General features: G+C 63.1%; 31 protein-coding genes. 10 read left to right on the top strand and 21 right to left on the bottom strand.

Features of this window, described 5'->3' with window-relative positions; all coding sequences use genetic code 11:
- Window positions 1–74: 74 nt before the first annotated feature.
- Window positions 75–209 (top strand): hypothetical protein, encoded by a 135-nt coding sequence (locus BBF93_RS19960; RefSeq protein WP_255417577.1) that lies wholly within the window; start codon window positions 75–77, stop codon window positions 207–209.
- 66 nt (window positions 210–275) lie between these two features.
- On the opposite strand, the gene BBF93_RS19015 is transcribed toward BBF93_RS19960, so the two are convergent.
- A complete protein-coding gene (locus BBF93_RS19015) occupies window positions 276–749 on the bottom strand; it encodes a DUF2721 domain-containing protein (protein ID WP_114106899.1) in 474 nt (157 codons plus the stop codon).
- A 32-nt stretch (window positions 750–781) separates the two neighbouring features.
- Window positions 782–1,150, bottom strand: coding sequence for a hypothetical protein (locus BBF93_RS19010; protein ID WP_035601064.1), 369 nt, complete (start codon window positions 1,148–1,150; stop codon window positions 782–784).
- 294 nt (window positions 1,151–1,444) lie between these two features.
- Between BBF93_RS19010 and rpsO the strand changes: the two genes are divergently transcribed.
- From rpsO to BBF93_RS18990, 4 genes are all read left to right on the top strand, one after another.
- A complete protein-coding gene (gene rpsO, locus BBF93_RS19005) occupies window positions 1,445–1,714 on the top strand; it encodes a 30S ribosomal protein S15 (protein WP_035601109.1) in 270 nt (89 codons plus the stop codon).
- Window positions 1,715–1,786: 72 nt separating this feature from the next.
- The gene (gene pnp / locus BBF93_RS19000) at window positions 1,787–3,928 is read left to right on the top strand and encodes a polyribonucleotide nucleotidyltransferase (RefSeq protein ID WP_114106898.1); all 2,142 of its coding nucleotides are present in this window, start codon (window positions 1,787–1,789) and stop codon (window positions 3,926–3,928) included.
- Window positions 3,929–4,023: 95 nt separating this feature from the next.
- Window positions 4,024–4,710 (top strand): uridine kinase, encoded by a 687-nt coding sequence (gene udk, locus BBF93_RS18995; RefSeq protein WP_114107160.1) that lies wholly within the window; start codon window positions 4,024–4,026, stop codon window positions 4,708–4,710.
- Between the two features lie 55 nt (window positions 4,711–4,765).
- Window positions 4,766–5,593, top strand: a complete 828-nt coding sequence (locus tag BBF93_RS18990) for a CAP domain-containing protein (RefSeq protein ID WP_114106897.1) — start codon at window positions 4,766–4,768, stop codon at window positions 5,591–5,593.
- On the opposite strand, the gene BBF93_RS18985 is transcribed toward BBF93_RS18990, so the two are convergent.
- From BBF93_RS18985 to BBF93_RS18960, 7 genes are all read right to left on the bottom strand, one after another.
- A complete protein-coding gene (locus BBF93_RS18985) occupies window positions 5,590–6,183 on the bottom strand; it encodes an NAD(P)H-dependent oxidoreductase (protein ID WP_162786641.1) in 594 nt (197 codons plus the stop codon). The genes BBF93_RS18990 and BBF93_RS18985 overlap by 4 nt on opposite strands.
- Entirely contained in the window at window positions 6,180–6,965 is a 786-nt protein-coding gene (locus BBF93_RS19650) for a hypothetical protein (RefSeq protein WP_162786640.1), read from the bottom strand. Before BBF93_RS19650 ends, BBF93_RS18985 begins: the two co-directional genes overlap by 4 nt.
- Window positions 6,966–7,030: 65 nt before the next feature.
- Window positions 7,031–7,480, bottom strand: a complete 450-nt coding sequence (locus BBF93_RS18980) for a GFA family protein (RefSeq protein WP_114106895.1) — start codon at window positions 7,478–7,480, stop codon at window positions 7,031–7,033.
- A gap of 54 nt (window positions 7,481–7,534) precedes the next feature.
- Entirely contained in the window at window positions 7,535–7,792 is a 258-nt protein-coding gene (locus BBF93_RS18975; protein WP_114106894.1) for a YjhX family toxin, read from the bottom strand.
- A 250-nt stretch (window positions 7,793–8,042) separates the two neighbouring features.
- Window positions 8,043–8,861, bottom strand: a complete 819-nt coding sequence (locus tag BBF93_RS18970) for an enoyl-ACP reductase (RefSeq protein ID WP_114106893.1) — start codon at window positions 8,859–8,861, stop codon at window positions 8,043–8,045.
- 132 nt (window positions 8,862–8,993) lie between these two features.
- Window positions 8,994–9,530, bottom strand: a complete 537-nt coding sequence (fabA, locus tag BBF93_RS18965) for a bifunctional 3-hydroxydecanoyl-ACP dehydratase/trans-2-decenoyl-ACP isomerase (RefSeq protein WP_035601136.1) — start codon at window positions 9,528–9,530, stop codon at window positions 8,994–8,996.
- Between the two features lie 56 nt (window positions 9,531–9,586).
- Window positions 9,587–10,105, bottom strand: a complete 519-nt coding sequence (locus tag BBF93_RS18960; protein ID WP_162786639.1) for an SH3 domain-containing protein — start codon at window positions 10,103–10,105, stop codon at window positions 9,587–9,589.
- Between the two features lie 137 nt (window positions 10,106–10,242).
- On the opposite strand from BBF93_RS18960, the gene BBF93_RS18955 reads away from it, so the two are divergent.
- On the top strand, window positions 10,243–11,229 hold the full coding sequence (locus BBF93_RS18955) for a D-glycerate dehydrogenase (RefSeq protein ID WP_035601142.1): 987 nt from the start codon (window positions 10,243–10,245) through the stop codon (window positions 11,227–11,229).
- Window positions 11,230–11,241: 12 nt separating this feature from the next.
- On the opposite strand, the gene BBF93_RS18950 is transcribed toward BBF93_RS18955, so the two are convergent.
- The 5 genes from BBF93_RS18950 to BBF93_RS18930 form a co-directional block, all read right to left on the bottom strand.
- Window positions 11,242–12,240, bottom strand: coding sequence for an alpha/beta fold hydrolase (locus tag BBF93_RS18950; protein ID WP_114106891.1), 999 nt, complete (start codon window positions 12,238–12,240; stop codon window positions 11,242–11,244).
- Between the two features lie 75 nt (window positions 12,241–12,315).
- The gene (locus BBF93_RS18945; protein WP_035601147.1) at window positions 12,316–13,056 is read right to left on the bottom strand and encodes a ThiF family adenylyltransferase; all 741 of its coding nucleotides are present in this window, start codon (window positions 13,054–13,056) and stop codon (window positions 12,316–12,318) included.
- Complete coding sequence (locus BBF93_RS18940; RefSeq protein ID WP_084324385.1) at window positions 13,053–13,640, bottom strand: nicotinate-nucleotide adenylyltransferase; 588 nt, start codon at window positions 13,638–13,640, stop codon at window positions 13,053–13,055. The genes BBF93_RS18945 and BBF93_RS18940 overlap by 4 nt, the downstream gene beginning before the upstream one ends.
- Complete coding sequence (locus BBF93_RS18935) at window positions 13,637–14,923, bottom strand: glutamate-5-semialdehyde dehydrogenase (RefSeq protein WP_035601149.1); 1,287 nt, start codon at window positions 14,921–14,923, stop codon at window positions 13,637–13,639. Before BBF93_RS18935 ends, BBF93_RS18940 begins: the two co-directional genes overlap by 4 nt.
- Window positions 14,924–14,967: 44 nt before the next feature.
- On the bottom strand, window positions 14,968–15,894 hold the full coding sequence (locus tag BBF93_RS18930) for a DUF2785 domain-containing protein (protein WP_114106890.1): 927 nt from the start codon (window positions 15,892–15,894) through the stop codon (window positions 14,968–14,970).
- A gap of 114 nt (window positions 15,895–16,008) precedes the next feature.
- Between BBF93_RS18930 and BBF93_RS18925 the strand changes: the two genes are divergently transcribed.
- Window positions 16,009–17,577: a long-chain-fatty-acid--CoA ligase gene (locus BBF93_RS18925; protein WP_114106889.1), complete on the top strand. Its 1,569-nt coding sequence runs from the start codon at window positions 16,009–16,011 to the stop codon at window positions 17,575–17,577.
- 10 nt (window positions 17,578–17,587) lie between these two features.
- Window positions 17,588–18,049 carry a GNAT family N-acetyltransferase gene (locus BBF93_RS18920; protein ID WP_114106888.1) on the top strand — a complete coding sequence of 154 codons (462 nt, stop codon included), beginning with the start codon at window positions 17,588–17,590 and terminating at the stop codon, window positions 18,047–18,049.
- Window positions 18,050–18,059: 10 nt separating this feature from the next.
- On the opposite strand, the gene soxR is transcribed toward BBF93_RS18920, so the two are convergent.
- Window positions 18,060–18,512 (bottom strand): redox-sensitive transcriptional activator SoxR, encoded by a 453-nt coding sequence (soxR, locus tag BBF93_RS18915; protein ID WP_035601156.1) that lies wholly within the window; start codon window positions 18,510–18,512, stop codon window positions 18,060–18,062.
- Window positions 18,513–18,594: 82 nt separating this feature from the next.
- Here soxR and BBF93_RS18910 point away from each other — a divergent pair, with 82 nt between their 5' ends.
- The gene (locus BBF93_RS18910) at window positions 18,595–19,011 is read left to right on the top strand and encodes a VOC family protein (RefSeq protein WP_114106887.1); all 417 of its coding nucleotides are present in this window, start codon (window positions 18,595–18,597) and stop codon (window positions 19,009–19,011) included.
- 95 nt (window positions 19,012–19,106) lie between these two features.
- Complete coding sequence (locus BBF93_RS18905; protein ID WP_114106886.1) at window positions 19,107–20,273, top strand: alpha/beta fold hydrolase; 1,167 nt, start codon at window positions 19,107–19,109, stop codon at window positions 20,271–20,273.
- Window positions 20,274–20,279: 6 nt separating this feature from the next.
- Here BBF93_RS18905 and BBF93_RS18900 read toward each other — a convergent pair whose 3' ends face one another.
- From BBF93_RS18900 to BBF93_RS18875, 6 genes are all read right to left on the bottom strand, one after another.
- Window positions 20,280–20,549, bottom strand: coding sequence for a sel1 repeat family protein (locus tag BBF93_RS18900; protein ID WP_035601161.1), 270 nt, complete (start codon window positions 20,547–20,549; stop codon window positions 20,280–20,282).
- 220 nt (window positions 20,550–20,769) lie between these two features.
- On the bottom strand, window positions 20,770–21,174 hold the full coding sequence (locus tag BBF93_RS18895) for a GFA family protein (RefSeq protein ID WP_035601164.1): 405 nt from the start codon (window positions 21,172–21,174) through the stop codon (window positions 20,770–20,772).
- 131 nt (window positions 21,175–21,305) lie between these two features.
- A complete protein-coding gene (locus BBF93_RS18890) occupies window positions 21,306–21,830 on the bottom strand; it encodes a CarD family transcriptional regulator (protein ID WP_011648387.1) in 525 nt (174 codons plus the stop codon).
- Between the two features lie 283 nt (window positions 21,831–22,113).
- Entirely contained in the window at window positions 22,114–22,455 is a 342-nt protein-coding gene (gene fdxA / locus BBF93_RS18885; RefSeq protein WP_035601166.1) for a ferredoxin FdxA, read from the bottom strand.
- Between the two features lie 98 nt (window positions 22,456–22,553).
- A complete protein-coding gene (locus BBF93_RS18880; RefSeq protein WP_035601168.1) occupies window positions 22,554–23,000 on the bottom strand; it encodes a TerB family tellurite resistance protein in 447 nt (148 codons plus the stop codon).
- Window positions 22,997–23,284 (bottom strand): RNA-binding S4 domain-containing protein, encoded by a 288-nt coding sequence (locus BBF93_RS18875; RefSeq protein WP_035601170.1) that lies wholly within the window; start codon window positions 23,282–23,284, stop codon window positions 22,997–22,999. The genes BBF93_RS18880 and BBF93_RS18875 overlap by 4 nt, the downstream gene beginning before the upstream one ends.
- Window positions 23,285–23,292: the final 8 nt, after the last annotated feature.

The raw sequence follows: 23,292 nt of genomic DNA, 5'->3' as shown, positions 1-23,292 counted from the left end.
TTTTACGCGGGTTTTCCGCTGGCCAGGCTTCTCGTATCTTCCCGTCAGAAGCTGAATGCGGGAGGAGGCCTCACATGCAGATCGGTAATCTGACGATTGATCCCCTGGCGGTGGGCGCGCTGGCAGGCTTTGGCGCCCTGCTGGTAGTGATGACCGGCATCACGGTCTGGATCCTGCGCCAGATGGGCAAGGCCGCCGGCGAAAAATAGGGCGCGCCTTTTTCCGGCGCCGCTGAACGGCCTGGGCCGGGATGACAGGGTTGGATAGGGCGGGGTTTATCCCGGCTTTCCGGGCTTTCCTGCTTCCAGAACCGCGCGGGTGACGCGGAGGGTGCGGCTGGCGATGCGGACTTCCATCAGGAAGGAGACGAGCGCCACCGACAGGAATACCATTGAAGCCACGAAGAGAACCGAAACAGCCTGGGCGACCGGGATCGGCACCAGCTGGCCGGTGAAGAGCAGGATAATCACCACACAGATCAGCAGCGCTGCCAGCGTGGAGAGGGAAATGGCGCGGTGGATGCGCTCCATTCGCTTGTCCAGTACGGAGAGCTCAGAATGGTAGAGGCTGCGGGTGAGCGGTTCTGTCTCCGGCAGGGCGGCCTCGAGCGCGCGCCAGCGGTCGACCACCCTGGCAAGCCGGTTTGCCATGACATTCAGCAGCGCGCCGATACCCGCCAGTGTGAACACCGGGGCAATGGCGAGCTGGATGATGTGGGCGACTTCTTCGGGGAGGGGCGTGGGGGTCATCAGCAGGCTCGTTTCGGGTGGCGGCGCCGGGCTCAGCAGTTGCCGTTTGCGTCCGGGTCCCAGGTGCGGGCATCCACCTGGAAATTAGCCGGGGCGTGGACATAGCCGATATCCCGGCTTTCCCCTGGGGCCAGATAATGGACGTTGCCCATGTCGTATCCGTTGGAATGGCTGACGCTGGCGAGCCCTGTGCGGACACAGAAAGGATAGTCGCTGTAATTGGTGGCGCGGAACTGCCAGTACTGGGCGCCGTCCCAAGGGTTCTCCATAAGGTCGCTATAGACGTGAATGCCGTCTTCGTTGAGCAGGTCGTCCCGCTCGATCACATAGCTTTCGCTCAAGGTTTCGCAGGCGGAGACCACAAAAAGGGCTGCCAGCGCCGCACACGACCAGATTTTCATAGGAACCCTCCCGATTCGATGCAGCGACGCTAATGCGCCGTATGGCTGGCATCCAGCGGAATTTGCCCGCAGACGGGCCCCGGCAGGGCAAATGCTTGCACAATCGCCACTTTCAATTCCCCGTCAAATAGGTCATAAGCCCGTTTTTGGGGCGGAGGCCTGCCTGCTGACCCTGCTGGACGACATCCCGGCCGTGGCCAACTTGACAAGGGCCGTTCCCAAAAAAACCCGCCAATTCAGGCGCTTATTGAAACCCGCATCCCTTTCGGATGCTTGAACCAGAAGGCTATGCCGATGTCGATTACTGCTGAAAAGAAGCAGGAGCTGATCAAGAAGTTCGCCACCAAAGAAGGCGATACGGGCTCCCCGGAAGTGCAGGTCGCGATCCTCACCGAGCGGATCAACAATCTGACCGATCACTTCAAGACCAACAAGAAAGACAACCATTCCCGCCGCGGCCTCCTGACCATGGTTGCCACGCGCCGGAAGCTCCTCGACTACGTCAAGGGCAAGAATGAGGATCGTTACACGAAACTCATCACGGAGCTCGGCATCCGCCGCTAGGCTCCGAAAAACAAGCCCGCCGGGCATTGGGGCCGCGGCGGGCTTTTCGTATGTGAAAGAAAGACAAGACGAATGTTCAACAAGCAATCCGTGTCGCTGGAATGGGCTGGCCGCACACTGACAATCGAGACGGGCCAGGTGGCACGTCAGGCCGATGGCGCCGTGATGGTGCAATACGGCGACACCATTGTCCTCGCGACCGCCGTGTTCGCGAAGGAAGCAAAACCGGGTCAGGATTTCTTCCCGCTGACCGTGAATTACCAGGAAAAATACTTCGCCTCCGGCCGGATCCCCGGCGGATACTTCAAGCGCGAAGGCCGCCCCACCGAAAAAGAAACACTGACCTCGCGCCTGATCGACCGTCCGATCCGCCCGCTGTTCGTCGATGGGTTCAAGCATGAAGTTCAGGTGGTCGTCACAACCCTGTCCTATGACCTCGAAAACGATGCCGATATCGTCGGCATGATCGGCGCTTCTGCTGCGCTCGTGCTCTCCGGCGCGCCCTTCATGGGCCCGATCGGTGCTGCGCGCGTCGGCTACAAGGATGGCCAGTACATCATCAACCCGACCGTGGCAGAAGTTGAAGAGTCCGAGCTTGATCTCGTCCTCGCCGGCACCGCCGACGCCGTGATGATGGTGGAATCGGAAGCCTACGAACTTTCCGAAGAAGTGATGCTGGGCGCGGTTGTGGCCGGCCATGAAGCCATGCAGCCGGTGATCGATGCGATCATCGCGCTGGCCGAGAAAGCCGCCAAAGAGCCCTTCGCCTATGAGCCGCCGGATCATTCGGCTGCCCTGAAAGCCGTGCTCGACACGGTCGGCGCTGACCTCTCGAAAGCCTACAAGATCACCGCAAAGGGCGAGCGTTATGCGGCCATCGGCGCGGCCAAGGACAAGGCGAAAGCCGCCCTGGTCGGCACCGAGGAAGCTCCCGGCGTGATGACCGCCGAAGTGTTCAAGACTGTGTTCAAGGAAGCCGAAGCCTCTGTGGTTCGCGGCGACATCCTGAAAACCGGCGAGCGCATCGACGGCCGTAAGCTCGATCAGATCCGCCCGATCGTTGCCGAAGCCGGCTTCCTGCCGCGTACGCACGGTTCCTCGCTGTTCACGCGCGGCGAAACGCAGGCGATCTGCGTTGCCACGCTCGGAACCTCCGACGACGAACAATATGTCGACGGCCTGGACGGGACGAAAAAAGAAAAGTTCATGCTGCACTACAACTTCCCGCCCTATTCGGTCGGGGAGACGGGCCGTATGGGCGGCGCTGGCCGCCGCGAGATCGGCCATGGCAAGCTCGCCTGGCGCGCGCTGCAGGCTGTCCTGCCCAAGCATGAAGAATTTCCGTACACGATCCGTCTCGTCTCCGAGATCACCGAGTCCAACGGCTCGTCCTCGATGGCAACTGTCTGCGGCTGCTCGCTGGCCATGATGGACGCCGGCGTGCCGGTGACCCGTCCGGTCTCGGGCATCGCCATGGGCCTGATCCTGGAAGGCAGCGAGTTTGCAGTCCTCTCCGACATCCTCGGCGACGAAGATCACCTCGGCGACATGGACTTCAAGGTGGCAGGCACCGAGAAGGGCATCACCTCGCTGCAGATGGACATCAAGGTGGCTGGCATCACCAAGGACATCATGGGCAAAGCCCTTGAGCAGGCCAAAGGTGGCCGTATGCACATCCTCGGCGAAATGTCGAAAGCGCTGACCGCTTCGCGCGGCAAGCTTTCCGAGAATGCGCCGCAGATGGAGATCATGAAGGTTCCCACCGACAAGATCCGTGATGTGATCGGTTCGGGCGGCAAGGTTATCCGCGGCATCGTGGATGAAACCGGCGCCAAGGTGAACATCGATGATGATGGCACGGTCCAGATCTCGGCGCTTGATCGCAAGTCGATCGAAGCGGCGATCAAGATGATCAAGGGCATCGTTGCTGAGCCGGAAGTCGGCGAGATCTACGAAGGCAAAGTCGTCTCGATGAAAGACTTCGGCATTTTCGTGAACTTCTTCGGTCCCAAGGACGGCCTCGTCCACGTCTCGCAGATGGCCAACAAACGCATTGGCCACCCCAAAGACATGGTCAAGGAAGGCGACAAGGTGTGGGTGAAGCTGATGGGCTTCGATGAGCGCGGTAAGGTCCGCCTCTCCATGAAAGTCGTCGATCAGGAGACCGGCAAGGAACTCGCTGAAGATGCGGGCTCCGAGGGCGAAGAAGAGTAATCTTCTCACCTCTCTGCAGACTGAATGAGGGCCGCTCCTTGATGGGCGGCCCTTTTTCATGGAAACACCGGTCGGAAGAAGAGGGCGGCCTTGCGATGACCAAAAAGAAGAATTTCCTGATTGCGATGTCGGGCGGGTCAGGCTCGGGCAAGTCGACGCTGGCGGTGGCGCTGCTGGAACGGCTGGGGCCGGGCCAGGCCGTGATGTTCGGGGAAGACGCCTATTACCATCCGATGAGCCATTATGGTGAGCCGCAAACGGCGGCCGAGCGCGAGGCGCTGGTGGCGGGCATCAACTATGACGACCCCAAATCCAAGGAAGTCGATCACCTCGTCTCCGACCTTCGCGCGCTCAAGGCGGGGGAGGGCGTCGATCAGCCGATCTATGATTATGACCGGCATGACCGCTCGGAAAACACCCGCCGGATCGAGCCGGCCCCGGTGCTGATCCTGGAGGGCATCCATGCCCTGTCGATGCCGAAGATCCGCAATCTCATCGACCTGTCGGTCTATGTCGACACGCCGGACGACCTGCGCCTGGCCCGCCGCATCCGCCGGGATGTGATCGAGCGCGGGCGGACGGTGGACTCGGTGCTGCAGCAATACATGTCCACCGTGCGGGCGGCCCATTACCGCTTTACCTATCCGGCGATGTTCGAGGCCGACCTGGTGATCGCCGATGAGGGTGTGCCCGCCTATGGGCATGTGAAGCCTTCGGCTGAGGCGATTGAGCGGATGCTGGCGCCGGTGCTCTCGCGGTTGCAGACGGCCGGGGTGATCTGAGCGCCGTGTGAACTGTCAGGGTGAAGCCGGCGGCCTTCCGTGATAGGAAGGCTTCATGCGCCGCGTGATCGCCAGCCTGGCTTTCCTGTTTCTGCTGCCGCTTCCGGCGCTGGCCTGTGATCTGCGGATCGAGGGGCGGCCTCTGGCGGTCGCCTCCTATGTGGAGATGGCGCGGCCCTGCCTAGCCAACCCGCCGGCCGGATATGCCTTTGACGAGACGCTGGAACGCCGCTTCCTGGAGCTGATCAATGCGGAGCGGAAAACAGCGGGTCTGCCGGCGCTGAAGCTGCGCACGGACCTGCGGGACGCGGCGCGCCTGCACAGCCTGGACATGGCGGTGAACGGATTTTTCGGCCATGTCGGCCCGGATGGGCGGGGGCCGGGCGAGCGGATCGCGGCGCTGGACCGCACGGCCCTGGCTGATTTTTCTGCGGAGAATGTGGCGACCGTTTCCCGGACGGGCGCGCGCATCGGGGCAAATTTTGCGGTCAAGCGCCTGCACCGGAACCTGATGGACAGCCCCAGCCACCGCGAGAACATCCTCCATCCCAAGGCAACGCATGTGGCCTTCGGTGTGGCGCGCACCGAAAATGGGGTCTGGGTGACGCAGCTGTTCATGCGGGTTTCGGGCACATTGCCGGAAGCGGCGCCGCTGAGGGTGAGCAGCGTGCGCGCCCTCACGGGGCGGCCTGTGGGCCTCGAAGGCTGGCGCTTCGTGCGGTATGACATGGTGGCGCCTTCGGGGGCGCTAGAGCCGCCTGCCGGCGGCGTGCGGCCGGGCCGGGACGCGCGGCTGGCCGCCTATGCGACCCAGCCAGGCGATGATCCGCTCTCCTATTACTGGATGCGCTTTCCGGGGCCGGCGGTGACGATCACGCCTTAGGCAAAGCGTTTAGCGGCAGCGCGGCCACGCGCCTCTGCCTGTTTCAGCCAATGCTGAATTTTTTCAGGCTTTGCCGTTTTCACGGTGCCGACCTGCAGGGTACGCACCGGTTTGATGCCTGCGAACTTGAAAACCAGATTCTCCACCTGCAGCTTGGCCGGGCGGCCATAGGCAAGCTGGTCAAACCAGGCCGGGCCGTCCGCCGTCATCAGCACATCGGCGGAGCGGCCTGCCAGAAGTCTGTCCCACCACGGATCATTCTCGTGATAGCGCATGGCGAATCCGGGAAGATAGGCCCGGTCGATCACGCCTTTCATCTTTGCGGGCATGCCGCCCCACCATTGGGGATAGGCCCAGCAGAGATGGTTTGCCCACAGAATATTCTCGCGCCATGCCTCCAGGCAAGGTTCCAGAACCTTTCGGGAATGGTAGCCGTCATGCAGGTCTGGATCGAAGCTCATGTCTGAAAGATGCATCCGCCGGATTTCGGCGCCATGCGCGCGGGCGCCCCGTTCGTAGGCATCTGCCATGCCATGGCTGAGCGAGGTTTCGCGCGGATGGCCGACCCAGAGAAAAATGCGCGCGGTCATTCTGTCTCCGGAGTGAGGGTGGGGATCATATAGGTGGCGGCCGTGAGCAGCTTCGAGACGGCGAAGTCCATATAACAGGAATGGGAAATGTAGCGCGGGGGCAGGCCCGGCTGTTTCACCTCGGCCATGTAATAGGCCGAGTCCGGTGGGCAGAGCCATTCCTCCCGGCCATATTGGTCGATCTCGTTGAGCGGAACGGAGTAGGGCAGGCGGTCGGGCCCGTTCAGGTAACACGGATCAGATAGGAACGCGTCGAGGGCGGCTGCGTCGCCCGGGTTGAGCGCCGAGCTGGTGTAGGGCGGGCGGGGCGGAGGGGGTGGCTCGGGCTGCCAGTTTTCAAAGCCCGGCAGCAGGTTGCCGTCGGCATCGATCGGCGGCGGCGGGGGAGGCGGCGGTGGGGGCACGCCATAGTTGATGTTGTCTGTGGCGATCTGCCAGGCGCCATCGGCGGCCTTCCAGAGGGTGATGCGGGTGTCCAGCGGCCACATGCCGGTTGGGGGCACGCGGACGCGAAGGCGCGTCTCGGCCTCTTCGGCGCCCGGAGGGAGCGGCGTGATCGACGTGTATTCCAGAATCTGGGCTTCCCGCTGAGCGGCCTCCGCGGCATTCTTCGTCTTGATCTTTGCCACATCGAATTGTCCGGCGCCGGGGCATACCCCACCCTCCGCGCCGACCAGCAGGGGCGTCGCCGCCGGGGTGCCAGGCTGCGAGGCACAGCCGGACAGCGCCAGGGCGCTGCAAAATGTCAGGGACGCCACCCGATGAAGATTTCGCCGTGCCATGTCTGTCCCCCTTGGTAGTCTGCATCCAGATTGCTCCGGGATTCCGCTCCCCTTGGCAAGCCGGTTCAGTCCTCCTTGCGGAGGATATCGAGGCTCGGCCGCCTTTGGGCAGCGGCGGATGTAGACCGTTGTATGCCGTCTCCCGCGATCTCCACCCAGCCATGGCGGCGATCATCATAGACCGAAAATCCGGGGGCTGGCATATCCGTTCCGGCAAAGGCGCCATAGGGAACGGCGGTGACGCCCGGCCAGTTTTCGATCGTATAGGCAATGGTCGAGCCGCAGTCCGGGCAGAAGCGGTAGGTGATACAGTTGCCGCTGTCGGCAACGCGCGTCCATATCTTTGAAGTGCCGGTGACGGTGACATGCTCATCTGCCCAGCGGGCCTGTGCCCCGAAGGCGCTGCCCGAGCGTTTCTGGCAGGCATGGCAATGACAGACCGAAACGCGGACTGGCTCTCCCCGGCAGATGGCGGAAAGCTGGCCGCAGCGGCAGGTGGCAGTGCGTTCACGCATCGGGTGGCCCCTTCGGTTTTACCTGATGAGGATAACCGAAGGGGCCGGACCCGGCTAGCAATTGTCCGGCTGTGAACGGACGAGTTGCAGGCCGCGCCGCGTGATGCGGTAGGGTTGGCCGCCATGGGAGGCGATGGTTCGTCGCCGCTTCAGCTTGCGGAAAAGGTCCATGTCGAGGCCGGTATAGCGCCAGCCATCGCGGGAGAAGCAATGGACTTCTTCAGGTTTGCCTGCCTCGTTGCGGACAAGGTCGATCCGCCCGCCCTGGGCGAGCAGGTGGAGGATGCGCTGTTCAGCGCGGGATATATCCATGGTGTGTCTGGTCTCTGGTCCCGCGCCCCGGAGTACATCAGGGGCGCATGAAAACGTCTCCAGCGCGGCTTCCAGGTGGAAGGGCGCCGGGCTCTACGCTTTCGCCGGCCTGCCTTGCACTGCTCTCAGCGCGGGAACGGCAGGCCCTTCAGCGGGACTCAGACAGGGTACGGACCATAAAAACCTCAAAGGGCGAGACACCCATTTTGGAATGCCCCGCCCCGAAGTCAATATTGGAAGAGAAAGAAGCCTACTCTTCCTCGCCCGCATCCGGCACGCCGACAACGTGGAAGCCGGCATCGACATGGATGACTTCGCCCGCGATGGAACGGCCGAGGGGGGAGAGGAGGTAGAGCGCGCAGCCCGCGACGCCTTCCATGCTGGTGTCTTCCTTCAGAAGCGACCAGTTGCGGCCTGTGCCCATCAGGCTCTTGCCGCCGCGGATGCCGGCCAGCGACAGCGTGCGCATGGCGCCGGCGGAGATGGCGTTGACGCGGATACCCTGGGGGCCAAGGTCGCGCGCGGCATAGCGGGTCGAGGCTTCCAGCGCCGCCTTGGCCACGCCCATGACATTGTAGGAAGGCACGGTGCGCTCGGCGCCGAGATACGTCATGCAGATGATCGAGCCACCATCCGGCATGATTTCCGAGGCGCGGCGGGCGCAGTCGATAAAGCTGTATACGGAGATATCCATCGCGCGGCGGAAGCCTTCGCGGGTGGTGTTGGCGACCATCGAGCCCTGCAGCTCATCTTTCCCCGCAAAGGCGATGGAATGGACCAGGAAATCGATCTTGCCCCACTTTTCCTTGATGGCGGCAAAGGCGGCCTCCATGGAGGCGTCGTCGGTCACATCTGCCGGGATCATCGTGTCCATGCCGATGGATTCGACGAGGGGGCGCACGCGGCGCTCCAGGCTTTCGCCCTGATAGGTGAAGGCAATCTCAGCGCCCTGGGCGGCGAGCTGTGTGGCGATGCCCCAGGCGATGGAGTTCTGGTTGGCAACGCCCATCACGACGCCGCGCTTGCCCTTCATCAGGTCGCCTTTCGGCATGTTCCAGTCATCGGCCATCGGGGGCTCCCTCATATCCAGTTTTGCTTGGGGATTGGGCTAGGCGGGGCTGTGTTTGCCGTCAAGACGGGAAAGGCCCGGACGCTGTGGGCGAACCGGGCCTTCCTGGCGTGCTGATTGGCCGTCTGGGGCCTAGTCGAGGTCTGACGGGTTCATCAGGCCGACTTTCATGTCTTCAGCGGTATAGACCAGCTTGCCATCGGTGATGACACGGCCATTGGCGATGCCCAGGACGAGCTTGCCGCGTTTCACGCGCTTGATGTCGATTTCGTAACGGACCAGCTTGCGTTTGGGCGTGATCTGGCCGGTGAACTTCACCTCGCCAACGCCGAGGGCGCGGCCCTTGCCGGGCGAGCCCGACCAGCCGAGCCAGTAGCCCACGGCCTGCCACATGGCATCCAGGCCAAGGCAGCCGGGCATCACGGGGTCGCCGGGGAAGTGGCACTGGAAGAACCAGAGGTCAGGGGTGATGTCGAGTTCGCCGACAACATGGCCCTTGCCGAAGGCGCCGCCATCCATGCTGATTTCCGGGATCCGGTCCATCATCAGCATCGGCGGGGCGGGCAGCTGGGCATTGCCGGGCCCGAAATAGTTGCCGAGACCGGACTGGATCAGGTCTTCTTTGGTATAAGACGATTTGGGGGTGTGAAAGTCGTGCGGACCCTGCATGTCTGGGTTCCTCAATCAGTTGGGATCACGCCTTCCAGCCGACGCCTTCCGCGTTGTCAACCTTTAGTGCCGGATAGAGCCGGAGCCACGCTGCTCACGCCCCACAGGTTGGCGCGGGGCATCCAGCCACGGTAGCCGGCCGTTTCCACCTCGCAGGCGACCCCATCACAGCCGCTGACCTGTACCAGGACGCCTTTGCCGATCTCGGCGACGCCCTCTGCGTCCTGCGCCGGGCTTGCCCCCAGAACGGTGGTGCGGGTGACGATGGCGGTGGAGCCTTCTGCCAGCATTCGCATATGCACCCAGACCTCATCGCCGGCCGGATCGCGCACGCGGTACCATTCGCCGCTTTCCTTGACGACCATCACCGGCAGGCCCTTGCGGTTATACTGCCAGGCGATGGGGGAGGAGAGGCTGGGGCCCGTGCGGCCGTTTACTTCGGCCCAGCGCAGCGTCTCGAAGCGGGGCACAGGCTTGCCGGAGAAGCGGCTGACGCGCGGCTCGGCGGCCGGATCGGCCCCAGCGCCCGCCGAGAAGGCAAGGAGGATGGCCAGAACGAGGGGTGCCCGTTTCATGTGCAAAGCTTCCATCAGGAGGGGAAGGTGCATTCTCGCACCTACGCATGAATCCACAGTAAAGCTGAGAGAGATTGGCGGGACGGATTGGCTCTGCTAAGCCCCCGATAAATAATAAAAGCACCGATGGGAGTCCCATGCCGGCCAGCAAACTTAAAGTCGTCGTCACCCGCAAGCTTCCGGCGCCTGTTGAGCTTCGGATGAAGGAGCTGTTCGACGCCCGGCTGAACGAAAGTGACCGGCCGTTTTCCGCCGAGGAACTGGCTGAGGCGATGCAAACCGCTGATGTGCTGGTGCCGACGGTGACCGACCGGATCGATGGCCGCCTTCTGGCCCGCGCCGGCGAGCAGCTGCGCCTGATTGCCCAGTTCGGGGCAGGGGTGGACAATATCGATGTGGCGTCTGCTGTTCAGCGCGGCATCACGGTGACGAATACGCCCGGCGTGCTGACCGATGACACGGCAGACGTGGCCATGGCGCTGATCCTGGCGGTGCCGCGCCGCCTGCACGAAGGCGTGCAGATCATGGAAGCGGGCAAGTTTGATGGCTGGACGCCAACCTGGATGATGGGCCGTCGCCTGTCGGGAAAGCGCCTCGGCATCATCGGCATGGGCCGCATCGGCCAGGCCGTGGCCCGGCGCGCGCGCGCCTTCGGCATGCAGATCCACTATCATAACCGCAAACCGGTCAGCGCCCGCATCGAGGAAAGCCTGGAGGCGACCTATTGGGACTCGCTCGACCAGATGCTGGCGCGGATGGATATCGTTTCCATCAACTGCCCGCATACGCCGGCGACTTTCCATCTGATCAATTCGCGGCGCCTCAATCTGATGAAGCCGGAAGCCTACATCATCAATACTGCCCGCGGCGAAGTCATCGATGAGGCCGCGCTCGCCCGCGCCATCCGCGCCGGAAAGATCGCCGGGGCGGGCCTGGATGTGTTCGAACGCGAACCGGCGGTGAACCCGGAACTGATCGGCCTGCCCAATGTGCTGCTGCTGCCGCATATGGGCTCGGCTACCATCGAGGGGCGCACCGAGATGGGCGAGAAGGTGATCATCAACATCAAGACCTTCGCTGACGGCCACCGCCCGCCAGACCGTGTGATCCCCGCCATTCTCTAATTTGCCAACTGATCAATGAGTCGGCAGGCTGGTATTCTCTGCCGGCAGCCCCTGCACGCGGGTTGTCAGGAAGGCGCGCAGATCCGCAATCGACTGGGCGGCGATTTCCTCCTGCGGCAGGTGGCCGACATCGGGATAGAGCTTCAGCTCAGCGCCCGGAATGGCGGCGGCAAACTGCTCGCCATGCGATGCCGGGATGAGGTTATCCTTCTCGCCATGCATCACCAGGGTGGGCACGGTGATGGCCGAGAGACGCTCGGGCGTAGCCTCGGCGCGGGTGCCGCGGCCGGCGGACAGGGCGAGCAGCGCTTCGCGGTGGCAGGGCGCGCGGGCGAGGGAGGCATACCGGTCCACCATCGCGTCCGTCACGAAAGACGGATCGGCAAAACTGTCTTCAAGGCCCGGCCGGATCAGCGACGACATGTCGAGATCCTTCACCAGTTTCCGTGCCAGGCCGATTTCCAGCAGGCGGAAGATAAAGGGCCGGTCATCGCTTTCCGCTTCGCTGCGCGGCCAGCCAGCGGCGTCCACCAGCACAAGGCCTTCAAGCTTTTCCGGATGGGCGAGGGCATAATTCCAGGCCGCGCCACCGCCCATCGAATTGCCGGCCAGCGTGAAGCGGTCTGCTTTCACCGCCTGCGTCACCCGGTCGATCACATCCATGAACTGGTCTGTGCCGATGGCATCATTGTCGATGCAGCGGGAAAGGCCGTGGCCGGGCAGGTCGAGGCTGATCACACGGTAGTCGCGTTTCAGGTCGGCCACCCAGGGCTCCCAGGTGTGCAGCGATGCCGAGAAGCCATGAACCAGAACGATCACCGGCGCATCGCGCGGGCCGACATCCCTGAAATGAATCCGCATTTCCTCACCCAGAGCGAGATAGCGGCTGTCAGAACTCGCATAGATCGTTTCCAGCTGGTCATACGGAATGTCGTCCCGCTTCAAAGACCACCAGCCTGCAAACAGGATGACGCCGAGCGTTATGACGACTGCGAGAAAACGGGAAAACATCTGGCGCGAAGAATCCGATCAAGAAAACTGCTTCGCGAGTAACGCGCGCAGCGGCCTGCATGTCAAATCTTCTGTTCAGATCGAACAGACCGGACACTGAGAATCTCTCCGCAGACCGACCGTTCGCATCTGGCAGCGCAACCCGTCGATGAGAAGGATGCGCCCAATGAGCGGCTCGCCCGCACCGGTGATCAGTTTCACCGCTTCCAGCGCCATCGTTGAACCCGTCATGCCGGTGATCGCGCCAACGACGCCCACCTCATCGCAGGCTTCGGCGGCAGGCGGCATTTCCGGAATCCAGCAGGCATAACAGGGCGCCTCCGCCACGAGGCCCGAGGCAAACACGCTGACCTGTCCACTCCAACCGCTGGCGGCGCCGGAGACCAGGTAGCGCCCGTTTGCATGCGCGAACTTGTTGAGGAGGAAGCGGGTCTGAAAGTTGTCAGTGGCGTCTATAAGTATATTTCCGGAGGGGGCGGCGCCATCGGCGAAACGCTCGTTTTTTATGTCGACATGGATCGCCGGATCGAGCGCGGTGATGCGGCGGGCAAGCTGGACGGCCTTTTCCGCGCCGGTATCACTTTCCGTGAACTGTATCTGCCGCTGCAGATTTGAGCGTTCCACCCGGTCGTCATCCCAAAGCTCGATCTGGCCAATGCCTGCCGCCGCCAGGTAGAGCGCGGCAGGGCCGCCCAGGGCGCCCGCCCCAATGATCGACACCGAGGCGGCGCGCAGTTTCGCCACGCCGGGCCCGCCGATTTCCTTCAGCAGGATATGCCGGCGGTGCCGGTCAAGGTCTTCGGGTGAGAGGCTCATGGGCATGCCCTCAGCGCTGTTGAGGACAGCGGATTTTCCCGTACACGGATGTAAACCCAGGCAGGCGGGATCGCCTGGGAGAGCGCAGCGGCGCTCGTCTCGGGCAGGCGGTGGCGCGCGAATTTGCGCGCAAAGGCCGTGGCGCGGGTAATGCGTGCGCCCGGACGGCCGATCACGGCAATAGGCACGCTGCGGGCGATTTCTTCCCAATCCTTCCAGCGCTGGAAGCCGGCCAGATTATCCGCCCCCATCAGCCAGACAAAGCGCGCATCGGGCGCGGCCTTTTGCAGCGCGCGCAGCGTGTCGATGGAATAGGTGAGGCCCAGCTGGGCCTCAAGATCGGTGACGCGCATGCCAGCGCTGCGAGCGATGGCGCGGGCAGAGGTGAGGCGGGCGGCATACGCTCCGTGGTCGGATTTCAATGGATTGCCGCGCGCCACGATCCACCAGACCTGATCGAGGCTCAACCGCTTGCGCGCGGTTTCGGCAACCAGAAGATGGCCCGCATGGGCGGGATTGAAGCTGCCGCCAAAGAGCCCGATGGCAAGACCCTTGGCGGGACCGGGCAGGCGGGGGCGTATCAAGGGCGAACCTGTCCTGTTCCGCGCACGGCATATTTGTAGGTGGTGAGCTGCTCGGCCCCCACCGGTCCGCGCGCATGGATGCGGCCCGTGGCGATGCCGATTTCGGCGCCAAAGCCAAACTCGCCGCCATCGGCAAACTGGGTGGAGGCGTTATGCACCACGATAGCCGAATCGACATTGGCAATGAAAGCTTCTGCGGCGGCGGCGTCTTCGGTGATGATCGCGTCCGTATGGCCCGACGACCAGCGGGCGAGATGGGCAAGCGCGCCGGGCAGGCCATCGACCACGGCGATGGAAAGGATCGCGTCAAGATATTCGGTGGCCCAGTCTTCTTCGGTGGCCGGGGTGATGTCGCCCAGGATGGCGCGGGTGCGGCCATCGCCGCGCAGCTCGCAGCCTGCCTCGGTCAGCGCTTTGGCAATAAGCGGCAGCAGGGTGGGGGCGGCCGCCACATCCATCAGCAGCGTTTCGGTAGACCCGCACACGCCGGTGCGGCGCATCTTGGCGTTGAGCACGATGTCGACGGCTTTTTTCGGATCGGCGGCGGCGTGGACAAAGGTGTGGCAGAGCCCTTCCAGATGGCCGATCACCGGCACGCGGGCCTCGGCCTGCACGCGCTCCACCAGGCTGCGCCCCCCGCGCGGTACGATCACATCCAGCGCGCCGTTGAGGCCGCCGAGCATATGGCCCACGGCTTCGCGGTCAGTCGTGGCAACCAGTTGGATCGCATCCACCGGCATTTCTTCCGATTTCAGCGCGCCGCGCATCGCGTCGGCCAGGGCATGAGATGTCTTCGCGCTTTCCGAGCCGCCGCGCAGGATCGCAGCATTGCCCGAGCGCAGGCAGAGCACGCCGGCATCGACCGTCACATTCGGGCGGCTTTCATAGATGATGCCGATCACGCCGAGGGGCACGGAAATGCGCGCAATGTCGAGCCCGTTGGGCCGGGTCCAGCGGGCAAGCTCGCGGCCCAGCGGATCGGGCAGGTCGGCCACGGTTTCAACGCCGACGGCAATGCCTTCTAGGCGCTTCTCATCAAGGGCGAGCCGGTCGAGCATCGACGGGGCGAGCCCCTTGGCGCGCGCAGCCGCCATGTCTTCCTCGTTCGCGCGCAGGATTTCCGGGCCGGCCGCGCGGATGGCGGCGGCGATGGCCTTCAGCGCGCGGGTGCGATCCTGCGCGGTCAACAGGCCAAGTTCACGCGAAGCGGCGCGGGCGCGGCGCCCCATATCGAGCATCGTTTCGGCAAGCGCGGCGCTGGGCGGAGGTGTCTGAACGGTCATGCGCACCCAAGTGCCGCAAATGGGCCTCTGCTGCAAGGTTTGGCTCAGGGCAGGGAGTTCAGCAGGGCAAAGGCGCCGCGCGCTACAGGCTCATAGGTTGCCTCATTGCTGGCCTTGGCGCTGACATAGACGGCCTCGGCGAAGGCCCGCAGATTGTGCAGCTTGGCAAGCGCCGCCTCGGAGCCATAGACGTTTTCCCGCAAGGGATCGTCCCCCGGCCAGAGGCTTTCAAACCACAGCGTCCATTCTTCCTCGCCGAAGAACTCCCGCTGGGCGAGATACATCACCGGCGCGGCCAGCCGCTCGTTTTCGCCGAAGATGTAAGAATGATCGGTGGGGCCGGCTTTCAGCGCCACGGCGGCGAGGATCGCTTCGGCCTGCGGCTTGGTCAGCTGCGGGTTCAGCGACAATTGCATCAGCAGGTCGGCTGTATGGGCCACGCCATGGCGCCAGCCTTTGGCGTCACTGAAGCCGCGATAATCGGTGAGGCCGGCCAGATAGGCATGGGCCGCTGCGATCAGTCCGTCACGCGCTTCTGGCTCCATCCAGGGCGTGATCCGGTCGGTGCGGGCCACTTCTGCCAGGGTGAGCATGGCAAAGGGGCGGGCAAAGCCCGCGGCGTCTTCCGGGGCGCCGGCCATGCGCAGGGTTTCCTGCATCACGCCCATGACCGTCTCCCGCCCGATCAACTGGCTGCGCATCATCTGGGAGAGGGCCGCATAGGCCGCGCCATCCCGCAGGTCCGGATCGGGGTCGCTCAGGCAGGGCAGCAGGGCCAGCGCCAGATCTTCGCGTTCTGCCGGGTCCATATCCAGCACCGCTTCGGCGCGGGCGCGTTCATCGCCCAACGCGGCAAGGGCGGCGGCAGGCTCGCATGGGGTGTATGATCCGGCGGGCGACGCAAGCCCTGCGGGCTGGGAAGCGCTGGCGCAGGCTGCCAGCAGGAGAGGGGCAATCAGGGTCCGCAGCATATCAGGGGCCTCCGGGCGCGCATTTGCCACCGTTGCGCGCTCCAAACCGGGCTGACAAGCCAGCGGAAGGCATTAAGGTTCCCGTCAAGAAACCATCCCGGCCGGAGGAACCCCATGATCGACATCGAAGCGATGCCCTATATTGCGGATATTCCGCCCGTGCAGGCCCGCCTGCGCCCGCAGGAAACTGCAATCTGGTTCGAGGGGCGCGCCACCAGCTTTGCCGAGCTTGATACCCGTTCCAGCCAGATCGCCAATGGTCTCATCCGTCTCGGCATCCAGCCGGGCGACCGGGTGGGTTATCTGGCGAAGAATACCGACGCCTATTACGAGATCCTCTTCGGCTGCGCCAAGGCGCGCGCGGTGATGACCGGCGTGAACACGCGCCTCGCCCCGCCGGAGGTGAAGTTCATCCTGTCAGACGCCAAGGCGAAGGTGCTGTTCGTCGGCAAGGATTTCTATTCCATGATCGACCAGATCAAGGATGAACTGCCGGACCTGACGCGCATCATCACGCTGGATGGCGACCGGGAAGACTGGGACTATTTCCCCTCCTGGCGCGATTCCAAACCGGCCACGGCGCCGGGGCTGACCGTGGAGGGGGATGACGATGTAATCCAGCTCTACACCTCCGGCACGACCGGCCTGCCCAAGGGTGTTCAGCTCACGAACGACAATTACCGCGCTTTCTTCACCCAGGCCGGCATGCTGGAATGGTCCAGCTATGATGCGGGTGAGGCAATCATGAATGCCATGCCGCAATTCCATGTGGCGGGCGTGAATGTCGGCGTACTGGCAAGCCTTCAGGGCGCCAAGACGGTGATCCTGCGCGAGATCGATCCGCAGCTGATCCTGCGCCTCATTCCCGAACACAGGATCGCCCATGCCTTCTGGGTACCCGCCGTGATCCTGATATTGACCCAGCAGCCGAATATCCGGGAGACGGATTTCTCCAGCCTGAAACAGGTTTTCTACGGCGCCTCGCCGATCTCCGAAGCCCTGCTGCGCACGGCGGTGGAGATCATGGGCGCGCGCTTCACCCAGCTTTATGGCCTGACCGAGACCGTCGGTGCCGGGACATTCCTGCCGCCCGAGGCGCACGATCCAAGCTGGGGCAAGCTGCGCTCCTGCGGCGTGCCCTGGCCGGGCGCTGTGGTGCGCGTGGTGGATGGGGAGGGCAAGCCCGTTCCGACAGGTGGCGTCGGCGAGATCGTTATCAAGTCAGGTTTCGTGATGAAGGGCTACTGGAACCGCCCGGACGCGACGCAGGACGCGGTGCGCGATGGCTTCTTCCATACTGGCGACGCGGGCTATTTCGACGAGGACGGCTTTCTCTACATCCATGACCGGGTGAAGGACATGATCGTCTCGGGCGGGGAGAATGTTTACCCCGCCGAAGTGGAGAATGCGATCTTCGGCGCGCCGGGCGTGGCCGATGTTGCCGTCATTGGCGTGCCCGATGAAAAGTGGGGCGAGGCGGTGAAGGCCATCGTGGTGAAGAAGCCTGGAGAAGATCCGTCCCCGGAAAGCATCATCGCCTGGGCGAAGGATCGCATTGCGTCGTACAAGGCACCCAAATCGGTGGACTTCATAGAGGCGCTGCCGCGCAATCCTTCCGGCAAGATCCTGCGCAAGGATCTGCGCGAGCCTTACTGGAAAGGCATGACGCGCCGCGTGGGGTAAGGCTCGCGCGATGCACATTGTGTTTTCTGCGGCTACGCCGGAAGACTTCAAGCGGCTGCTCGCGCTGCGCCTGTCAGTAATGCGTGAACATCTGGAACGTCTCGGCCGGTTTGATTCGGATCGGGCGCGGGCCCGATTCTCGGCAGGCTTTGCGCCCGCTTTCACCAGGCTTGTCCATCTGGATGGCGCGTTTGCCGGATGCGTCACGCTGCGGCCCGGCGGAGAGGGCATCGAGCTGGAACATTTCTATTTGCGACCCGAATTTCATGGGCAGGGAACCGGCAGCAGAATCCTTGCGTGCCTTCTGGAGGAGACAGACCAGGCCGGCCAGAGCGTTCATCTTGGCGTGCTGAAGCAAAGCCCGGCCAGGCGTTTTTATGAACGCCATGGTTTTGTGTTCACCCATGCCGGGGAGTTCGACGACTATTTCATCCGTATGCCGCGGCAAGGTACCCCGTCCCTGGCCCGCTGAACATCCGGCTTCAGCCATCGGGCAGCGCAAAGCGCGGGCCGGTGCCCGTCTTGCCCGCCTGATCGCCCGGATTGTAGAGCGCGCAGCGTTTCAGCGATAGGCAGCCGCAGCCGATGCAGCCGTCCAGCGTCTCGCGCATCTGTTCCAGCTGCGCGATCTTGCGGTCGAGCACGCTGCGGATTTCATGGCTGATCTGGCGCCAGTCTGCTGCGGTGGGGGTGCGCCCTTCCGGCAGGGAGGCAAAGGCGCGCGCCACATCCTCGATCGTCAGGCCAAGGGATTGGGCAATCCGGATGAAAGATACCCGGCGGATGTCTGACCGCAGAAACCGCCGGTGGCGCCCGGCCGAGCGCAGAGAGCGCACAAGCCCGCGTTCCTCATAATAGCGCAGCGCAGAAACAGCGACGCCCGTGCGCGCGGCAAGCTCGCCAATGGTCAGGATGTCAGAATGTTTCAGGGTCATGCAATTCTTCGCTTGATCTAAAGTGCACTTGAGATTGTATCAGAAAGGTCAGGCATCAACCAGCCCCGGAAAGGGACCCGCCATGACACAGTTAATTCATCGCCCCGCCCGCATAGAACACGTCAACATCACTGTTCCGGATTCGGAACATGCCGCGCGTATCTTCGAGCAGATCTTCGGCTGGCATGTCCGCTGGCGCGGAAAGGCGATGAGCGGCGGGCATACCGTGCATGTCGGTTCGGAAAACCATTACCTGGCCCTCTATTCTCCGCCAGCGGGGAAACCGTGCCCGGAGCGGTTCGAGAAGGGCCTGCCGCTCAATCATATCGGCATTGAGGTGGACGATATCGTCGCCATCGAAACGCTGGTGCGCCGGGCAGGCTATACGCCTTTCGGGCATGATGATTACGAGCCGGGGCGCCGTTTCTACTTCTTCGACGAGAGCAATATCGAGTTTGAGGTAGTCTCCTACGCGCCTGTGTTGGAGTATGCTGGCTGAGCGGATGCGCTCTCTCCCCGTGACAGCCGGCCCGGCGGGAGGTGCATCCAAATGCGCTTCCCGCCGCATCGCGTATTGGAAAAGGGAGATACATCATGAATTTCTGCGCCGCGCCTGCCACCATCCTTGCCGCTTTCCTGATGGCGGCCTGCTCGCCTGCGACGGCTCCTGCGCCTGAAACGCCTGCTGAAACCGCTGCTCCAGCCCCCGTCGATGGGCGCGCGATTGTTGCGGATATTGGCGCCATCAACACGCCCAATGGCATTGAGGAATCCTATGCCGCGCGCATCGGCGGCATCGATCAATGGATCAGCGTGCGTGGCAAGGACCGGAACAATCCGGTGATCCTGCTGGTGCATGGCGGCCCCGGCTCGGCAGAGCTTGCCATCGGTTGGACCTTCCAGCGCGGCTGGGAGGATTATTTCACCGTGGTGCAGTGGGACCAGCGCGGGGCAGGGAAGACCTGGTCGCTGAATGATCCGGAGACAGTCATTCCGACGCTCACCATAGATCAGATGACCGGCGATGTGATCGAGATGATCGAACATGTCCGTCAGAAGCTCGGCAAGGAGAAGGTGATTGTGCTGGGCCATTCCTGGGGCACGATCATCGGCCTCAAGGCGGCGATGGCGCGCCCTGACCTGGTGGCGGCCTATGTGGGGCATGGCCAGGTGATCAACATGCAGCGCAATGAGGAAGAAGGCTTCCGGCTGACTCTGGCCGCGGCGCAGGCAGACGGAAACGCAGAAGCCGTGGCGGCGCTGGAGGCGCTGGCGCCCTATCCTGGCGATCTGACGGTGGCGCGGATCGGGGATCAGCGAACCTGGTCAATCCATTATGGGGGCCTTGCCGCCTATCGCGAGAATGCCTCGGCCTGGTTCCGGGCCATGCGGCTGTCGGCCGAGTATGATGAGGACGTTCTGAAAGCCTACGACGCCGGCAGCCTGGCCAGCATCACCGCCCTGATGCCGGAGCTGCGCGCGGCGGATCTGGACACGGTCACCCAAAGCCCGGTGCCGGTTTTTCTGCTGCATGGGCGGCGCGACCTGACGACCCCGCCATCTGCCGTAAGGGGCTGGATCGAAACGCTCGAGGCGCCGGTGAAGGCGGAATACTGGTTTGACCATTCTGCCCACCTCGCCTTCATGGAGGAGCCGGGCAAGGTTCTGATGACGCTGGTTACCTGCATCCGGCCCTATGCAACGGAGCCGGACATCGCCGCCGCGCGCCAAAGCGCTGCGGCCTGCGTTCAGGAGCGCTAGGCGCCGTCAGTGAGCCAGACGCATCCAGTCGCGCGCCGCCTGCAGCGCCATCTTCACTTCGGCTGAGGACAGCATTTCCGCCATTTCCTGGCGCTGCACCTTGGCATCCTCATGACCGCGCACAGCGGCGAGGTTGAACCATTTGTGCGCCTCGATCAGGTTGATTTCGGTGCCGGTGCCGGTCGCATAGGCTAGGCCTGCGCGGTAAAGGTCTTCGGCATGGGAATGGGCGCCGAGCAGGCCGGCGGGTTCCACATGTGTATCTGAATAGGCCATGTTGCTTCTCTTTCACTCCTGAACCGGCCGCCGGGTTTTCCCGTGCTGCAACCGGTAATCCATCACGCACCGGATTATCCGGCGACGGATGAAGGGTGCCTTGAGAGCGTTGGAACATGGTTAAAATTGCATTTGCCATGACACGGCTTCGTAAACGTATCGGCCGGCCGTGTTAGGAAAGCGGCTTTTGCGGGCGTATTTTCGCGCCGGAGTTCTCCGATCACGCCATTCCCGGATAACGTTTGAAGGCCGGAATATCGGCAAGGTGCGCCATCCAGGGGGCCTGTTCGGTGGTCTGCACCTGCGCCCCCGGCGTGAAGGCATCGGGCGCGTCCAGGGTCATCAGCTGCACGTCCACAATGCCCGGCAGATAGGTCTCGTTGATATAGTAGAGACCGGTGCCGCACTCGCTGCAGAAATACCGGAAACTGTCGCCGGAGGAATTGACCGCGCGCGCCTCTCCGACCGTCACACGGAAATCTTCCCTGGGAACCATGGCCCAGGCCACTAACGGCGCGCCGGCGCTCTTCTGGCAATCCCGGCAATGGCAGATCGAGATCCGCTCGGGCGCACTGCCAAGTTCAAAACGCACCTTCCCGCACTGACATCCGCCTGCAATGGCCATGGCCGCCTCCACGCTGTTCCCGAAACGTTCTTTTGCATGATCCGCCTGCCGGGTCAAACGGGATGCAGGAGGCAAAAAAAAGCCCCGCAGAAACTGCGGGGCTTTCTTTAGCGCAAAGGCTCGGCCTGAAATCAGGCGGCCACTTTTTTCTTGGCCAGCGACTTGGCGAGTTTTTCCATCGCCTTGCCTTTGTCGATGTTCTCGACAGCGGCCAGTTCGCGGGCCATCCGGTCCAGCGCGCTCTCATAGAGCTGGCGCTCGGAATAGGACTGCTCGGGCTGGTCGTCGCCGCGGTGCAGGTCGCGAACGACCTCCGCGATCGAGATCAGGTCGCCGGAATTGATCTTGGCTTCGTATTCCTGGGCGCGGCGCGACCACATCGTCCGCTTGATGCGGGCTTTGCCGCCAAGCGTCTTCAGCGCGTCATCAACCAGTTTGGAGCCTGCAAGGGCACGCATACCAGACGCTTCGGCACGATTTGTCGGTACACGCAGGATCATCTTGTCCTGATCAAATGCCACGACATAGACTTCCAGCTGCATGCCCGCGACTGTCTGACTTTCGATACCGGTGATTTTGCCTACGCCGTGCGCCGGATAGACAACACTCTGACCGACCTCGAACGCATGAGTCCGAGCTTCTGCCTTCTTCGCCATGTTCGGTAAGACCCTTTTCTACACACACATTAAGAGAGTCGAGTTTACCCGGCCCAGTTCCTGATTAAGGCTCTGAGTTAGGAATTCCCGCTCTTCTTGATTGTTGTTCAGATATTCCGTGTAGCACATTCTTACAGGAAATACAACAGTCTGGCGCAGGCGGCGCCAGAATGGGAAAGACGCGAAATCGGACAAATCGTTAACGCGTCCTGATCCTTTAATTTCCCCGCAATTACAGCGGGGCACACAAACAAGGAGAAAATATTTCTCCTTAAGGGTGCGGCTAGTCCCCGGTGCCTGGATTGGGGCTGAAGTATTTTTCCAGCTTGCCGGTCACGCTGGCCCATTCGTCCCGGTCAGCCGGAGGTTCCTTCATCCGGGTGATATTGGGCCAGACCTTGGCATATTCGGAGTTCAGCTTCAGCCATTTGCCATCGGGATCGTCCTCGGTGTCCGGCTTGATCGCCTCAGCGGGGCATTCAGGCTCGCAGACGCCGCAATCGATGCATTCATCCGGGTGAATGACGAGCATATTCTCGCCTTCATAGAAACAGTCGACAGGGCAAACCTCGACGCAATCCATGTATTTGCAGCGGATGCAGGCGTCGACGACAATATAGGTCATGGGAGGTCCGGGGTCTTCTGGCGGGAATTGAGCCTCGCAATTGGCGAGGCAAAGCGCCCCTGTCAATGAGGCGTACTACACAGCGCAGGCAGAAAGGCTCAAACTGCGCCGGAAGTGCGCGCCTCTGCGCGGCGGCGGGCCTCGGCGCGCTGCACATCATCGACATGCAGCAGCCCGGCCACATGCCGCACATAGGCATCTTCGAGGTCAGACCGCTCGCCATCGGCCAGGATCACCCGGTAGATTGCCTCCACCACCTTCACCCGTTCCGCCGCCGGCAATTTCTTCGCATGTTTGGTAAACTGATGGCTGCCGACGGCCTCCTCGGCCAGCGCTTCGGCTTCCGAGAGCAGGGCGTCAGCCTTGTCGGCCTCGAACTCGAACGCCTCGACCAGGATCTCGGCGATCATGTCGCTTTCGATATTCACATATACCCCGTCCACCAGCGCCGCCTCGACCAGCAGGGCAGTCACCGCCACATAGGGCGGCATCGACTGTTCTGCGGGCGTTTTCGGCGTCAGCAGGCGCTTGATGCGGTCCATCATGGCTCGGCCTCCAGAGGGCGGTAGAGCGCCCGTGCTTCCTCGGCGGGGCCGCGGCGATCCCCGAGGTCCAGCACTTCAATGCTGTAGATACGCCCGGCTTTCCCGAATGTCACCACATCGCCAACGGTGAGGGCGGCGCCGGGCTTGTCGGTTTTCCGGGTCTGGCCCCTGTGCGACAGGCGCACCCCATGACCCTTGATGTGCGCGGTGGAAAGGGCGCGTGTCTTGAAGAAGCGGGCCCGCCACAGCCAGATATCGAGGCGCAGCGAGACGTCTTCGTTCATGCGGCGCT

Origin of the sequence: Hyphomonas sp. CACIAM 19H1 (assembly GCF_003325995.1) — a bacterium.
Lineage (GTDB): Bacteria > Pseudomonadota > Alphaproteobacteria > Caulobacterales > Hyphomonadaceae > Hyphomonas > Hyphomonas polymorpha.
The sequence above is the reverse complement of the archived record's forward strand: the minus strand, read 5'-3'. Positions and strand labels throughout refer to the sequence as shown.